The sequence below is a fragment of the Mesorhizobium sp. C089B genome (genome assembly GCF_030323125.1).
Taxonomy (GTDB): Bacteria; Pseudomonadota; Alphaproteobacteria; order Rhizobiales; family Rhizobiaceae; genus Mesorhizobium.
Genome location: NZ_CP100469.1, coordinates 1,188,630 through 1,203,359, shown reverse-complemented (window position 1 = coordinate 1,203,359; position 14,730 = coordinate 1,188,630). Strand labels below are relative to the sequence as shown.

The window sequence follows — 14,730 nt, the reverse complement described above, 5'->3', positions numbered from 1 at the left end:
CGCAGGCTATGCCCCGATTCATGCAACAACCGTATGACGGTTGCGATTGGGCCAGCCAAAGGGCTAGCGTGCCGCGCCATTCACAGGAGAAAATCGTCATGGATCTGGGCATCAAAGGCAAGAAGGCCATCGTCTGCGCATCGAGCAAAGGGCTGGGCCGCGGCTGCGCCATGGCGCTGGCCGAGGCCGGCTGCGATCTCGTCGTCAACGGCCGCAATGCCGAGCTGCTGGCAAAAACCGCGGCCGAACTGCGCGAACGCTACGGCGTGAAGGTGACCGAGATCGTCGGCGACGTCTCGAAACCCGACGTGCAGAACGCGCTCCTTGCCGCCTGCCCCGACCCGGATATCCTGGTCAACAACAATGGCGGCCCGCCCTTGCGCGATTTCCGCGAACTCGACCGCGCAAAGATCCTCGAAGGCGTGACGCAGAACATGGTGACGCCGATCGAACTGGTGCAGGCCGTCATCGACGGCATGGCCATGCGCGGCTTCGGCCGCATCGTCAACATCACCTCGCTGTCGGTCTACGTCCCGATTCCCGGCCTCGATCTGTCGTCCGGCGCGCGAGCCGGGCTGACCTCGTTCCTGGCCGGCGTGGCGCGCACGGTGATCGACCGCAACGTCACCATCAACAGCCTGCTGCCGGGCAAGCTCGACACCGACCGGCTGCGCGGCCCGCATGAGGCCGGCACGATGGAAGACCCGGCAGCGGCCGCAGCGCGCAAGACCCGCATCAGCGCCGACGTTCCGGCCAAGCGGCTCGGCACGCCGGAAGAGTTCGGCCAGATCTGCGCCTTTCTGTGCTCGGTCCATGCCGGCTATCTCACCGGCCAGAACATCCCGGTCGATGGCGGCCTCTATGTCAGCGCGTTCTAAAGGGCTCGATGGATAATCGGCAGGATTTCAGCGCAATTATTTGAAATAGTTCGATATTTCCGGCCCCGGTTGTTTTAGCCGCCCTTGCGTTATTTGGCGTCGCGAAAAACCATTTTTGCGTGCTAAAAGGCTGCAAAGCAGGTTTGAGGGAGCGGCCGCATGGAAGGCGAGAACAAGAAAACGGCACGTTCGGACCTCGACGAAGCCGCCCTCTACTTCCATAAGCATCCAAGGCCGGGAAAGCTCGAGATCCAGGCGACCAAGCCGCTCGGCAACCAGCGCGATCTGGCGCTAGCCTATTCGCCTGGTGTTGCCGCCCCCTGCCTCGAAATCCGCGACAATCCGGCGACCGCCGCCGACTACACGGCGCGCGCCAATCTGGTCGGCGTCGTCTCCAACGGCTCGGCCGTTCTCGGCCTCGGCAATATCGGCCCGCTCGCCTCCAAGCCGGTGATGGAAGGCAAGGCGGTGCTGTTCAAGAAATTCGCCGGCATCGACGTCTTCGACATCGAGATCGACGCGCCGGGCATAGAGCGCATGGTCGAGACGATCTCGGCGCTGGAACCGACATTCGGCGGCATCAATCTCGAGGACATCAAGGCGCCCGAATGCTTCGAGGTCGAGGCGCAGTTGAAGGCCCGCATGGGCATTCCCGTCTTCCATGACGACCAGCATGGCACCGCCATCATCGTCGCCGCCGCGGTGCTCAACGGGCTGGAATTCGCCGGCAAGACCATTTCCGACATCAAGATCGTCACCTCAGGCGCCGGTGCGGCAGCGCTCGCCTGCCTCAACCTGTTGGTCTCGCTTGGCGCCAAGGTAGAGAACATCTGGGTCACCGACCGCTTCGGCGTCGCCTACAAGGGCCGCACCGACGAGATGGATCGCTGGAAAGACCCCTACGTGAAGGACACCGAGGCGCGCACGCTGGCCGATGTGATCCCTGGCGCCGACGTTTTTCTCGGCCTGTCGGCCGCTGGCGTGCTGAAGCCGGAATTGCTTGATCATATGGCGCCTAAGCCGTTGATCCTGGCGCTGGCCAACCCCAATCCCGAGATCATGCCGGAGGTCGCGCGCGCCGCTCGTCCCGACGCGATGATCTGCACCGGCCGTTCCGATTTCCCCAATCAGGTCAACAACGTGCTTTGTTTTCCTTACATCTTCCGCGGTGCGCTGGATTGCGGCGCCAGCGCCATCAACGAGGAGATGAAGATGGCCGCGGTCCGGGCGATCGCCGCGCTTGCCCGCGAAGAACCATCCGACGTCGCCGCCCGCGCCTATTCCGGCGAGACGCCGATCTTCGGACCCGACTTCCTTATCCCCTCGCCCTTCGATCCCCGCCTGATCCTGCGCATCGCGCCGGCGGTGGCCAAGGCTGCCTGCGACACCGGCGTCGCGACAAGGCCGATCACCGACTTCGCCGCCTATATCGACCAGCTCAACCGCTTCGTCTTCCGCTCCGGCCTGGTGATGAAGCCGGTGTTTTCGTCGGCCAAGGCGTCGACCGCCAAGCGCGTCATCTATGCCGACGGCGAGGACGAGCGCGTGCTGCGCGCAGCCCAGGTGGTGCTGGAGGAAGGCATTGCCGAGCCGATCCTGATCGGCCGCCCGCATGTCATCGAGGTCAGGCTGAAGCGCTACGGCCTGCGTATCAAGCCGGGCGTCGATTTCGGCCTGATCAACCCGGAAGACGATCCGCGCTACCGCCATTATGTCGACCTGTTGATCGAGCTTGCCGGCCGGCGCGGCGTGACGACGGAGGCCGCGCGCACCATGGTGCGCACCGACAATACGGTGATTGCCGCGCTGGCGCTGAAGCGCGGCGATGCCGACGCCATGATCTGCGGCCTCGAGGGCCGTTTCGAGCGGCATCTGCGCAATGTGACGCTGGTCATCGGACCACGCGCAGGCGTCAAGGACCGCGACCTGTCGACGCTGTCGATGCTGATCTCGCAACGCGGCATCATCTTCCTCACCGACACCCATGTCTCGGTCGACCCGACGGCCGAGGAGATCGCCGAAATGACCATTCTGGCGGCGGAGGAAATCCAGCGCTTCGGCATCGAGCCGAAGGCAGCGCTGCTGTCGCATTCGGATTTCGGCTCGCGCGATTCCCCCAGCGCGCTGAAGATGCGGCAGGCGGCGGCGATCCTGGCGCGCGTTGCGCCCGACCTGCAATGCGACGGCGAGATGCATGCCGATTCAGCCCTGTCGGAGCATCTGCGCCAGCGCGTCTATCCGCATTCGCGGCTGAAGGGCGAAGCCAATCTCCTGGTGTTCCCCAACCTCGACTCCGCCAACATCACGCTGACCGCGCTGCGCACGATGATGGACGCGCTGCATGTCGGGCCGATCCTGCTTGGCACCGACAAGCCGGCGCATATTTTGACCCCGTCAGTGACCTCGCGCGGCGTCGTCAACATGACGGCGCTTGCGGTGGTCGAGGCGGCGCACAAGGCACAGGCGGTGGTTCATTTCAACTGACGCCGTCAGGCAGGCACGAAACGGTAATGCCCGGTCTGCCTGAAGGCAAACAGCGTGTCCTCCTCGCGGGCGCCGGCCCCGATATTGTGGATGACCAGCGCTCGTTCCGGCACGTCCGCCGAGCGTTCGGATGAGACGATGACGATGTGCGGCAGGTTGCCGGGCAGCATCTGGGTGACGATATCGCCCGGCTGAAAGTCGGGAGGATACTCGCTGGCGGGCAAGGAAACTCCCTTGCGCCCGAAAAAAGCGGCAAGATTGCCGACCCGTCGGTGGTCGATGTTGCGGTCGGTCGCTTTCAGGCCCCAGGTCTTGGGATAGCCGGCGAAATTGGCGGCCATATCCTCATGCACCAGTTTCTGCAGGTCGAGATTGAAGGCGCGGCGATAGGCGCGCACGATGACATCCGTGCACACGCCCCTATCCGGCGCGACGTCGCCGCCGGGATAGCCGAGGCGGACATAGGCCGGGTCGTAGAAGGTGGTGACGCCGATCTGCTCACGCGCGGCTTCGACCAATTTGCTGCGCCAGTCCGGAGCGGCTGGATTTTCCTGCGCCCGGGCGGCGGGCGCCGCCAGGCACAACAGACCGAACTGCAGCGCGGTTCGACGGGTAATCGCGATCATGCCAGCTCCCCGGGGCATTGCTGGATCGTGGGATAATTCCGGGGCGATTGCGCCTTTTTCATGCAGCGGTGAGATCGCACAGTTGCCGCCCTATCCAAACGCCTCCTGCAACGCGTCTATGGGCTAAGACCATCTTTGGTTGTAGATTGAGGGAACGGTTAACCGCGAATCCGGTAGACAGGCAGGCAAGCGGGGTTCGGGCAATGACGGGCGGACGATGGAGGCTGAAGCATCTGGCTGCGCTGCTCGGCGCGCTTGTGCTTTCGGCCGTCGCCACCACTGAACCGCAGGCCGCCTCCCGCGTTTGCCGTCAACTGGAAGCCGAGCTTGCTTCTTCATCGAATGGCGGCGGCAATTCCAGCATGGTGCGGAAGTATGACAAGGCCATCTCCCGCCAGTTCGAACAGCTATCAAAGGTGCGCGGTCGTGCGAGCGATGCGAATTGCGGGATTTCGCTGTTTTCGCGCAATGTCAGCCAATGTGCCGCGCTGAACAGCAGCATTGATCGCATGAACGCCAATCTCGATGCGTTGCAAGCCAAGCGCGCGCAGCTTGCCGGCGGCGGCTCGCGGGGCGACCGCGGCCGCATCCTGGCCGCGCTCGACGCCAATGGCTGCCGCGACGAGCCCGCGCCGCGCCGGGAGCCGCTGCAGGAAGCCAGCCGCGAACCCGACGACGGCAATCTGTTCGACCAGCTTTTCGGCGGCAACCGGCAGATCGACACGCTCGATCAGCCCGATGATCCCGGCGAGGAGCACAATGTGCGCCGCGTCCTCAACCAGCCCGGCGTGCCGGATTTCCCGACGGTTGGCGGCGAGTTCCATACGAGCTGCGTGCGCACCTGCGACGGCTATTTCTTCCCGATGTCGAACTCGGCTTCGCTCGGCGATTTCGAGCGCGACCAGAAGAATTGCGAATCGAGCTGCCCCGGCACCGAAATGCAGGTGTTCTATTCGCGCGGCATGGAAGACGATTCGGCCAACATGACGTCGTCGGTGACCGGCAGGCCCTACAGCGAGTTGCCGACCGCCTATCTCTACAAACAGCCCAACATGTCGCGGCCGCTGGCTTGTGGCTGCAATGCGCAGGCCGGAAATTTCGAGATCATCGGCGGCAACCCGCCACCGCCCGAGCAATCGCAGCCTGATACCGAGACAACGCCATTCATTCCGGTGCCGGCGGCCAAACCCGATCCGGGCGCGGATCCGGAGACGCTGGCGAACGTACAAGGCGGGCTCGACCGCGCCGCCATCAAGCGCCTTGCCGTCAAGCCGGTGGTGTCGCCGGTGTCGCTGATCCCGCCGGACCAGCGCAAGGTCAGGGTCGTCGGGCCAGCGTTCCTTCCCGACCCAGCAGCGGCAATAGATCTGCAAGCTCCGGCCCGGAAGCAAGTCCGGTAAGGGCCAACCTGAGCGGCATGAACAGCGCCTTGCCCTTGCGGCCGCTGGCTTCCCTGATCCTGGCCGTCCAGTCTTTCCAGACCGTGCCGGTCCACGGCTCTTCCGGCAGCAGGTCGAAGGCCTGCTGCAGGAAGTCGCGATCCTCGTCGGAAAATTCCGGCGCCGGCTGCGGGCCGTCGGCAAGGATACGCCACCAGCCGACCGCGTCGCCCAGCCGGTCGAGATTGCCGCGCACCGCCAGCCAGAACGGCTCGGCCTTGTCGCCGGAGATGCCGAGCACGATCAGCCGGTCCCGCGCCTCGGGAAAAGGCATGTGGTGCATGAGCGCACGATTGAGCACGAACAGCTCGTCCGGGTCGAATTTGGCCGCCGATTTCGACGTGGCGGCGGGATCGAAGCGCGCGGCCAGTGCCGGCATGTCATGCACCGCCGCGACATTTTCCGAGGTGCCGACAAGGACGGCCAGCGAGGCAACCGCCATTGGCTCGATGCCCTCCTCGCGCAAGCTCTCGATCGACAGCGCACCGCTGCGCTTCGACAGGCCCTCGCCCGAGGCCGTGGTCAAGAGATTGTGGTGGCCGAAGACAGGCGGCTCGGCGCCTAGCGCCTTGAACAACGCGATCTGCACGCCGGCGTTGGTGACGTGGTCGTCGCCGCGGATGACATGGCTGACGCCCATCTCGATGTCGTCGACGACCGAAGGCAGCGTGTAGAGATAAGTGCCGTCCTCGCGCCGCAGCACCGGATCGGACAGTGAGGCCAGATCGACGGTTTCCTCGCCGCGCACCAGATCGTTCCAGTGCACTTCGGTGCGCTCGGGCTGCAGCGGATCGCTGGTGAAATTCGGCAGCAGAAAGCGCCAGTGCGGCCGGCGGCCATCGGAGCGGTATTCGGCGATCTGCTGCTGCGAAAGCGCCAGCGCCTCGCGGCCATAGACCGGCGGCAGGCCGCGCGTGCGGCGCACCTTGCGGCGCAGGTCGAGTTCTTCGGGGGTCTCGTAGCAGGGATAGACAACGCCGGCTCTCTGCAGCCGCTCCACCGCCGCGTCGTAAGTTTCGAAGCGCCGCGACTGGTATTCGGTGGCGTCGGGAAAAATCCCCAGCCAGTGCAGGTCGTAGAGGATGGCGTCGGAAAATTCCTGCCTCGAGCGGGCAATGTCTGTGTCGTCGAAGCGCTGGATGAAACGGCCCTTGTTGTTCATGGCAAACAGCCAGTTGAACAAGGCGGTGCGGGCATTGCCGATATGAATGCGGCCGGTTGGTGAGGGGGCAAAACGGACGGTAACTGTCATGGGCGGGGCGTAACGGATGCTCTTGGAATTGACAAGACGCGCCCCCGCGCGAGCCAAAGACATAATGCACGCCAGCTAAAATGAAAAGGCTGTGAGCCAGAATCCGGCCGGGCCTGTCTCGGGTGAACCGCTCACCAGCGGTCCACGCCGGCAGAATCGGGCTTTCCTCAGCCGCTTTTTGTCCCCGTTATCCACATATGTGACACACAAGATGTTGGGGTCACAAAAGCTACGCAAACGAATCCTTGACGACGCAAACCGAGTCGCCTTTTATGTGCCATGTGCTCTTGTTGAGGGCGCGACCGGAGAGTTTCGAGCCCGGTCATTTTTCCCGGATTTTGTGCGTTTTGGCCATGATTTCCGCCTGTTTACGAGGCTGGCGGAAGCGTTGGATCGTGGGGGCTTCGGGAGCGAAAAGGGAGATTTGTCGGACTGGAATAAATTGTCTGTTAACACTATATTTAGTGTTTGCAGGCAGGTTCGACGCTAGATAGTGTGAATTTCCCTCGGTCGAGGGAATCGAGGAAAAATTCAGTTTTGAGGGACCCGCAGGGTTCGGCGCAGAGTTGGAACAGCGGCTTCGTAAGAAGCTCGACCAGCAAGGCGACGAAGACTGCCACAAGGAGAGCCGGTGTTTTCGAACGCCGGCAGACGGCGGACATGCGCGTTTCGCATTGGGGGCAGAAATCCCCGGGGAAAAGCGCTATATATAGACAAAAGGGACCGGACCAATGCGCATCGAGCGTCGTTTCACCAAGCCAGGCCAATCAGCTTACGCGGAGATCGAATTCCGCAAGGCGCTTTCGGAGATCAAGAATCCGGACGGCTCGGTGGTGTTCCGCTTGGACAATATCGATGTGCCGGCGCAGTTCTCGCAGGTTGCCGCCGACATCCTGGCGCAGAAGTATTTCCGCAAGGCCGGCGTGCCCGCGCGCCTGAAGAAGGTCGAGGAGAACGACGTCCCCTCCTTCCTGTGGCGCTCCGTCGCCGACGAGGCCGAGCTTGCCAAGCTGCCGGAAGCCGAGCGCTACGGTTCCGAAATCGACGCCCGCCAGGTCTTCGACCGGCTGGCCGGCACCTGGACCTATTGGGGCTACAAGGGCGGCTACTTCAAGTCGGAAGAAGACGCGAGCGCCTTCCGCGACGAACTCGCCTATATGCTCGCCACCCAGCGCGTTGCGCCGAACTCGCCGCAATGGTTCAACACCGGTCTGCACTGGGCCTACGGCATCGATGGTCCGAGCCAGGGCCACTATTATGTCGACCCGTTTACCGGCAAGCTGATCAAGTCGAAGTCCTCCTACGAGCATCCGCAGCCGCATGCCTGTTTCATCCAGGGCGTGCAGGACGATCTCGTCAACGAAGGCGGCATCATGGACCTGTGGGTGCGCGAAGCGCGCCTGTTCAAATACGGCTCGGGCACCGGCTCCAATTTCTCCATGCTGCGCGGCGAAGGCGAAAAGCTGTCGGGCGGCGGCCGTTCGTCCGGCCTGATGAGCTTCCTCAAGATCGGCGACCGCGCGGCGGGCGCAATCAAGTCGGGCGGCACCACGCGTCGTGCGGCCAAGATGGTCATTGTCGACGCCGACCATCCCGATATCGAGGAATTCATCGACTGGAAGGTCAATGAAGAGCAGAAGGTGGCGTCGCTGGTCACCGGCTCCAAGATCGTGAAAAAACATCTCGAAGCGATCATGAAGGCCTGCATCAATTGCGAAGGCCATGATGACGATTGCTTCGACCCGTCGATCAACACCGCACTGAAGCGCGAGATCAAGGCGGCCAAGAAGTCGGCCGTGCCGGAGAACTACATCTACCGCGTCATCCAGTTCGCCAAGCAGGGCTACACCGCGATGTCGTTCAAGACCTACGACACCGACTGGGATTCCGACGCCTACCTCACCGTTTCCGGCCAGAACTCCAACAATTCGGTGTCGCTGAAGGACAACTTCCTGCGCGCCGTCGAGGACGACGCCGACTGGCATCTGACCGCCCGCAAGGACGGCAAGGTGCTGAAGACGCTGAAGGCACGCGACCTCTGGGAAAAGATCGGCTACGCCGCCTGGGCTTCGGCCGATCCGGGCCTGCATTTCAACACGACGATGAACGACTGGCACACCTGCGCTTCGGCCGGTGCGATCCGGGCCTCCAATCCGTGCTCGGAATACATGTTCCTCGACGACACGGCCTGCAACCTGGCCTCGATCAACCTGCTGCCCTACCGCAATGCCGACGGCACGATCGACATCGCCGCCTACGAGCACACGGTGCGGCTGTGGACCGTCGTCCTCGAAATCTCGGTGATGATGGCGCAGTTCCCGTCGAAGGAGATCGCCAAGCAGTCCTACGAATACCGCACGCTCGGCCTCGGCTATGCCAACATTGGCGGCCTGCTGATGACGTCCGGCATTCCCTATGACTCCGACGAGGGCCGCGCCATCTGCGCAGCGCTCACCGCCATCATGACCGGCACTGCCTATGCCACCTCGGCCGAGATGGCTGGCGAGCTCGGCGCCTTCGCCGATTACGACCGCAATGCGCAGAACATGCTGCGCGTCATGCGCAACCATCGCCGTGCCGCCTATGGCGAGAAACAGGGCTACGAGAAACTCGCCGTCAATCCGGTGCCGCTGGTCGCGTCCGACCTGAAGCAGCAGGAATTGGCCACGCACGCCAAGGCTGCCTGGGACCGCGCCATCGAACTCGGCGAAGAGCATGGCTACCGCAACGCGCAGGCGACCGTGATTGCGCCGACCGGCACGATCGGCCTGGTCATGGATTGCGATACCACCGGCATCGAGCCCGACTTCGCGCTGGTGAAGTTCAAGAAGCTCGCTGGCGGCGGCTACTTCAAGATCATCAACCGCGCCGTGCCGGAAGCGCTGCGCACGCTGGGCTATTCCGAGAGCCAGCTCGCCGAGATCGAGGCTTACGCTGTCGGCCACGGCAACATGAACCAGGCGCCGGCGGTCAACCCCGGCTCGCTCAAGGCGAAGGGTTTTACTGACGACAAGATCGCGGCGCTCAATGCGGCGCTGAAGTCGGCCTTCGACATCAAGTTCGTCTTCAACCAGTGGACGCTGGGCGCCGACTGGGTGAAGGAGACGTTCGGCTTCACCGACGAGCAGCTCAACGACTTCTCGTTCGAGATGCTGCCGGCGCTCGGGTTCTCCAGGAAGGACATCGAAGCCGCCAACATCCATGTCTGCGGTGCGATGACGCTGGAAGGCGCGCCCTTCCTCAAGGCCGAGCATCTCGCGGTGTTCGACTGCGCCAGCCCGTGCGGCAAGATCGGCAAGCGCTCGCTGTCCATCAACAGCCACATCCAGATGATGGCGGCGGCACAGCCTTTCATCTCCGGCGCCATCTCCAAGACCATCAACATGCCCAACGATGCGACGGTGGAAGACGCCAAGGGCGCCTACATGCTGTCGTGGAAGCTGGCGCTGAAGGCCAACGCGCTCTATCGCGACGGCTCGAAGCTGTCGCAGCCGCTCAATTCGTCGCTGCTCGCCGACAGCGAGGACGACGAGGACGACGCGGTCGAGCAGTTGATCGCGGCGCCCGCTTCACAGCGTGCCGTGCAGGTCACCGAGAAGATCGTCGAGCGCGTCATCGAACGCCTCTACCGCGATCGTGAAAAACTGCCGAATCGCCGCAAGGGCTACACCCAGAAGGCAGTCGTCGGCGGCCACAAGGTCTACCTGCGCACGGGCGAATTCGACGACGGCCGCATCGGCGAGATCTTCATCGACATGCACAAGGAAGGCGCCGCTTTCCGAGCGATGATGAACAACTTCGCCATCGCCATCTCGCTTGGCTTGCAATATGGCGTGCCGCTCGAGGAATTTGTCGAGGCCTTCACCTTCACCAAATTCGAGCCGGCCGGCATGGTGCAGGGCAACGACGCGATCAAGAATGCGACGTCGATCCTCGACTACGTGTTCCGCGAACTCGCCGTGTCCTACCTCGGCCGCCACGACCTCGCCCATGTCGACCAGTCGGATTTCGACAAGACGGCGCTCGGACGCGGCATCAACGAAGGCAAGGCGACGCCGTTCTCGAAGGGCCTTACCCGCGGCGCCTCGCCGGTCAAGTTGGTGTCTGGCCTAGGTGGCGAACCCAAGGGTTTTGCCGGATCACCTGCCGCGGCCCCTGCCCGGGTCACCCCAACTGCGTTCTCAGGCTCCAATGTGCTGGCGCTTAAACCAGCAAGCGACGAAGCCATCGCCTACAAGCGCGACTATGAGGAGCGAGCCAAGGAATTGGTCGAAGATATTGTTTCCGAGGAGGCAGCCGATCCCACCGGGTTGTTCACCGACGAAGCAGCGAAAGAAGCGGCCGAGGCAAAGGCGCTTGCCTCTACGCGGCGTCAGCAATCCTTGATGCAAGGCTACACCGGCAACGAATGCTCGGAATGCCACAACTTCACCATGGTGCGGAACGGCACCTGCGAGAAGTGCGATACCTGCGGCTCGACGAGCGGGTGCAGCTGAGGAAACTGAGCGCAAAAGCGTAACATCACCGGCCCGGTCGTAAGATCGGGCCGAAATGGTATCGAGAACAAAAAGAGTACGCCACATAAGGATGTCTTTATGTAACATCCCTCAAAACACCAAAGGCCGCCCCTTTCAGGCCGGCCTTTGGTACCGCGATGCGCCGAAGCCCACGCGGGGCGACGAGATCGGAATCCCATCTCCTGTAGCAAGGTAGTTATATGGAGATTCTGATCAGAGAGTCGAGAAGGCATCGGCAGCTAGTGTGACTTTAACTGCTCCGGAAAGGGCTTTTTCGTTATGAAGATCGAACCGAGAATTAGCGCTAATAAGTTGGTTGAATATTGTTTCGCTCGCTCCACGCGGCGAACCGCGATCATTGAAGACATCATCAAACCTAAGAACTTCCTCCTCGACACTCGCTACAACGAGATAGAGCGAGCAATGATGCATTTCATTGAAACTCACGGGCGTGATGACAGCCGATTATCTCAACTCGACAGAGCCTTATTATCGCGCCAACCTGCCACCTCGCACGATGAACAAAGGCTTCTTACGGCTCACGATGCTATCGAACTTTGCCGGACTATGAGCTTGGACAAGCTGCCTACTGCTGCCAGAATAACCGGCATTTCAGATAGCCAGCCAAAATTCGTTCTTGCCGGTGTATCTCTTAGTGTTCGACCGACAAACTCGGTCAAGATGCCACAAACAGGAAAGGGGGAAGTCGGCTTCGGCTTGATCAAACCTTATCTCTGCAAAACACTACCGTTGTCGACAGAAACTTCGGCGCTGCATGGGGCACTTCTCCACTGGTACGCGGAGGAATGTTTCGAAGATGCTGGAGAGCCGCGCGCAGAATTTTGTTTTGTTGTTGACGTGTTCGCCCAGAAGATTTTCGCTGCACCCGGTAGCTTCAGCCAACGCAGAAAGCTGCTGGCTGCCTCATGTCAAGAGATCGCAGACAGGTGGCCGTCAATTCGGGCGAGGTTAATTGCTGACGAAGAGGCCAGCCGGAAACGGCGTTAATGGTCACCCGGTAGTGCTTATCTTCTCCCCTTGTTGTGGGGAGAGGATGAGCGGCACCGGAACACCGTAGCATCCTCTGAAGGAGTGATTGTATGCGTTATGCGGTAGTGATTGAAAAAGCGGCCGATAATTTCTCTGCTTATGTGCCAGACCTGCCCGGCTGCATCGCGACGGGCGCGACAGTGCCTGAGGTGGAAACGGAAATTCGCGACGCTATACGCTTTCACATCGAGGGCTTGCGTGCCGATGGGCTGGAGGTGCCCAAAGGAATCAGTCTCGCGGAATACGTAGAGGCATAAGCGGTAGCCTTCAGGACAACATCCTATCCCGGCACCCGCAGCGTCTGATCGTCGAACAGCGGCTCGTCCTGCCCCGCCCGAACGAACAGCACCCTCCGCCCTCACCCGCCGGCGACTCGAAATACTGAATGCCATCAGGCATTTCGCCCCAGTCGCCGCAGGGCGGTTCGGGGACCTCATCATTGGCCAGCGCTTTCAGCTCTTTGGCGTAGGCTGCGTCGGGACGGAATGTGTAGCGTTTGACGCCGGCGGGCACGGTGCCTTCGGTGTAGGGTACCAGCACGCAGCGGGCGCTGACTGATTTGTCGGTCTTGTCCAATAGCAGGCGCAGCACCGCAGGCTCGGCGGTTTCGCCTGATTTGATGTCGAACACCTCGACCAGCGGATCGGGCGCGCCGCCATCGCTGTATTTGATGGCGAGCGCGTTGCCGACGAATTCGAAGTGGATCTGGCGAAAACCGAAATCGCAGCGCTGCACCCAGGCGGCCAAACCGACCGTCTTGTCGGCCAGTTTCTCCCAGACGCATTTGTCGATCGGCGGGCGCGATGGCGCCAGCTCGCCCGCCCGCGCTGCGGCTGATATCGTCGCCAAGGCAAACAGCGTGCAGATCCAGACAATCAGTCTCATGGCGTTATTCATCGCTGCATCCTGTCAATGTGAAGGCGTCCCACGCCGAGCCGTCCGGATTGGCATTGGCGAAATCGGCAAATTCGGTGAAGCCCGCGCCGAAATCGGGCAGCAACAGCCCTTTCGGCGCCGGTGTCGCTTCGCGCGAATTCAGCTGCTCGGCGCCGCCTCCGGTCAAGGCATAGACCTGGCCCATCCATATCCGGCACATCCCGCTGCCGTCCTCCAGCCCCGCTTCGCGGTCGTCGTCGGTGCAGGCATGGCGGATGGTGCCGAGCGGAAACGAATTTTTGCCATTGGTCCAGGTGATGTCGGCCGGCAAGCGCGTGTCGGTGTTGGGGACGGTCACCGAAAACACTTCGGCCGTCAGTGCCGCCGGTTCATTGTCGAGCGGCCGGAATTGCAACACCGCGCCCGAACGCGGCTCGCGGTAGGTGGCGTGGCTTAGCAGACACTCTCTTGCGCTCGCTGCCTGCACGGCGCCGAGCAGAGCCAGGCAAACGACGGCCAGCCTGCGAACGATCATTGGATGTCTCGTCATGAAAGTGGCGCCTCAGATAAAACCGACCAGCCAAGCCGCGCCGCCCAAAAACGCGGCCGAACAGACCCACAGCAGCCAAAGCCCGCGCACCCTGCATTCGAGCACTGCCGAGGCGGGGTTGGCTGGGTCGTAATGCACGTCGACCTTGCCGCCCTCGGCATAGCTGCGCGCCTGGCCGCTGACGAGGCCGGGCATTGAAGCGGTGACCGTGGCGCCGAAGGTGACGCGGTCTGAGGTGTAGTGCTGGCCTGCGACGCCGTAGCTGTACACGATGCGGGATTTGAAGACGGTGCTCCAGCGTCGATGGCTGCTGTAGTTTCGCAGCGTCTGCAGGCCCGAGGAGTCAATGCGGCCGGGGGCGACCGGCCATTTTGCCGCCTGCTCGGCAAGCGACTTCTGGACGAAGGCCATGCGCAGGATCATCAGGCCCATGAACAGCAGCAGCGCTCCGGCGCCGAGGTTCTGCGGCTTGGGCAGGTGCGGCCGGATCGCCTCCAGCACGCCACCGAGCGAAAACACCAACACCACCGTGCCGATCACCAGCCCGGCCGAGAGCTTGACCATGAACTTGAAGGCGCCGTCCGGCAGGGTGCGTTCGATCACGGCCTTGCCCGGATCGGCCGGATTGTAGAAGACGGTCACTTCAGCGCCGGTGGGAAACTGCGCCAGGGTTTCGGTGACTTCGAAATTCCCCAGATTCTCCTTCACGCTGTAGCGCGAGCTTTGATATTTCTTTTTACCGACCTTGTATTCGAAGGTGATCGCCGGAAAATTGCGCATCTCGGTGGTGTCGCTGCTGTCCGAGCCGACGCCCGACCTTCTGACTTCACGCGCCTCGACGCGCGACGAGATGATCTTGCCCGGCGCCGGCAGCCAGTGGCTCATCGCCTGCACCTCGCGCCATTTGACGAAGGTGATGAACGACAGACCACCCGCGATCGCGCAGGCAAATCCGACAATCAGAAATTTGAGCTCTACGTCCACCGCGTCCCCCAGGAGTGCAGGAAGCTGCAAATAGATAGCACGGCGAAGGCAATGTCTTGATTATTCGCAAAGGA

The 14,730-nt window shown here is 62.3% G+C and carries 11 protein-coding genes; 6 read left to right on the top strand and 5 right to left on the bottom strand.

Annotation, left to right across the window (positions count from 1 at the left end):
- Positions 1-98: 98 nt before the first annotated feature.
- Together NLY44_RS06170 and NLY44_RS06165 are read left to right on the top strand one after the other, a co-directional pair.
- A complete protein-coding gene (locus NLY44_RS06170; protein WP_023806492.1) occupies positions 99-878 on the top strand; it encodes an SDR family oxidoreductase in 780 nt (259 codons plus the stop codon).
- Positions 879-1,037: 159 nt separating this feature from the next.
- The gene (locus NLY44_RS06165; RefSeq protein WP_023694169.1) at positions 1,038-3,362 is read left to right on the top strand and encodes an NADP-dependent malic enzyme; all 2,325 of its coding nucleotides are present in this window, start codon (positions 1,038-1,040) and stop codon (positions 3,360-3,362) included.
- A 5-nt stretch (positions 3,363-3,367) separates the two neighbouring features.
- Here the strand turns inward: NLY44_RS06165 and NLY44_RS06160 are convergent, their stop codons facing one another.
- Positions 3,368-3,988: a DUF1287 domain-containing protein gene (locus NLY44_RS06160; protein WP_031356208.1), complete on the bottom strand. Its 621-nt coding sequence runs from the start codon at positions 3,986-3,988 to the stop codon at positions 3,368-3,370.
- A gap of 203 nt (positions 3,989-4,191) precedes the next feature.
- Here NLY44_RS06160 and NLY44_RS06155 point away from each other — a divergent pair, with 203 nt between their 5' ends.
- Positions 4,192-5,388, top strand: coding sequence for a DUF2865 domain-containing protein (locus tag NLY44_RS06155; RefSeq protein WP_023806490.1), 1,197 nt, complete (start codon positions 4,192-4,194; stop codon positions 5,386-5,388).
- On the opposite strand, the gene NLY44_RS06150 is transcribed toward NLY44_RS06155, so the two are convergent.
- Positions 5,306-6,679, bottom strand: coding sequence for a glutamate--tRNA ligase (locus tag NLY44_RS06150; RefSeq protein ID WP_023806489.1), 1,374 nt, complete (start codon positions 6,677-6,679; stop codon positions 5,306-5,308). The two genes, NLY44_RS06155 and NLY44_RS06150, sit on opposite strands and share 83 nt — an antisense overlap.
- 731 nt (positions 6,680-7,410) lie before the next feature.
- Between NLY44_RS06150 and NLY44_RS06145 the strand changes: the two genes are divergently transcribed.
- The 3 genes from NLY44_RS06145 to NLY44_RS06135 all read left to right on the top strand — a co-directional run bounded on the left by NLY44_RS06145 (position 7,411) and on the right by NLY44_RS06135 (position 12,503).
- Positions 7,411-11,175: a vitamin B12-dependent ribonucleotide reductase gene (locus tag NLY44_RS06145; RefSeq protein ID WP_023806488.1), complete on the top strand. Its 3,765-nt coding sequence runs from the start codon at positions 7,411-7,413 to the stop codon at positions 11,173-11,175.
- 300 nt (positions 11,176-11,475) lie between these two features.
- Positions 11,476-12,204 carry a hypothetical protein gene (locus tag NLY44_RS06140; protein WP_023736542.1) on the top strand — a complete coding sequence of 243 codons (729 nt, stop codon included), beginning with the start codon at positions 11,476-11,478 and terminating at the stop codon, positions 12,202-12,204.
- Between the two features lie 92 nt (positions 12,205-12,296).
- Positions 12,297-12,503: a type II toxin-antitoxin system HicB family antitoxin gene (locus tag NLY44_RS06135; protein ID WP_023736541.1), complete on the top strand. Its 207-nt coding sequence runs from the start codon at positions 12,297-12,299 to the stop codon at positions 12,501-12,503.
- 10 nt (positions 12,504-12,513) lie between these two features.
- On the opposite strand, the gene NLY44_RS06130 is transcribed toward NLY44_RS06135, so the two are convergent.
- From NLY44_RS06130 to NLY44_RS06120, 3 genes are read right to left on the bottom strand one after another with little or no spacing between them, the layout of a single operon-like run.
- Positions 12,514-13,131: a hypothetical protein gene (locus NLY44_RS06130; RefSeq protein ID WP_286456802.1), complete on the bottom strand. Its 618-nt coding sequence runs from the start codon at positions 13,129-13,131 to the stop codon at positions 12,514-12,516.
- A 4-nt stretch (positions 13,132-13,135) separates the two neighbouring features.
- On the bottom strand, positions 13,136-13,657 hold the full coding sequence (locus NLY44_RS06125) for a hypothetical protein (RefSeq protein ID WP_023739358.1): 522 nt from the start codon (positions 13,655-13,657) through the stop codon (positions 13,136-13,138).
- 27 nt (positions 13,658-13,684) lie between these two features.
- Positions 13,685-14,656, bottom strand: a complete 972-nt coding sequence (locus tag NLY44_RS06120; RefSeq protein ID WP_023806486.1) for a DUF3592 domain-containing protein — start codon at positions 14,654-14,656, stop codon at positions 13,685-13,687.
- Between the last annotated feature and the right edge of the window lie 74 nt (positions 14,657-14,730).

What these genes read in the sequence shown, in the direction of transcription:
- NLY44_RS06165 (WP_023694169.1), top strand. Translation starts at nt 1,038, where the DNA reads ATGGAAGGCGAGAACAAGAAAACGGCACGTTCGGACCTCGACGAAGCC.
- NLY44_RS06130 (WP_286456802.1), bottom strand. Translation starts at nt 13,131, where the DNA reads ATGAGACTGATTGTCTGGATCTGCACGCTGTTTGCCTTGGCGACGATA.
- NLY44_RS06170 (WP_023806492.1), top strand. Translation starts at nt 99, where the DNA reads ATGGATCTGGGCATCAAAGGCAAGAAGGCCATCGTCTGCGCATCGAGC.
- NLY44_RS06125 (WP_023739358.1), bottom strand. Translation starts at nt 13,657, where the DNA reads ATGATCGTTCGCAGGCTGGCCGTCGTTTGCCTGGCTCTGCTCGGCGCC.
- NLY44_RS06150 (WP_023806489.1), bottom strand. Translation starts at nt 6,679, where the DNA reads ATGACAGTTACCGTCCGTTTTGCCCCCTCACCAACCGGCCGCATTCAT.
- NLY44_RS06160 (WP_031356208.1), bottom strand. Translation starts at nt 3,988, where the DNA reads ATGATCGCGATTACCCGTCGAACCGCGCTGCAGTTCGGTCTGTTGTGC.
- NLY44_RS06155 (WP_023806490.1), top strand. Translation starts at nt 4,192, where the DNA reads ATGACGGGCGGACGATGGAGGCTGAAGCATCTGGCTGCGCTGCTCGGC.
- NLY44_RS06135 (WP_023736541.1), top strand. Translation starts at nt 12,297, where the DNA reads ATGCGTTATGCGGTAGTGATTGAAAAAGCGGCCGATAATTTCTCTGCT.
- NLY44_RS06140 (WP_023736542.1), top strand. Translation starts at nt 11,476, where the DNA reads ATGAAGATCGAACCGAGAATTAGCGCTAATAAGTTGGTTGAATATTGT.
- NLY44_RS06145 (WP_023806488.1), top strand. Translation starts at nt 7,411, where the DNA reads ATGCGCATCGAGCGTCGTTTCACCAAGCCAGGCCAATCAGCTTACGCG.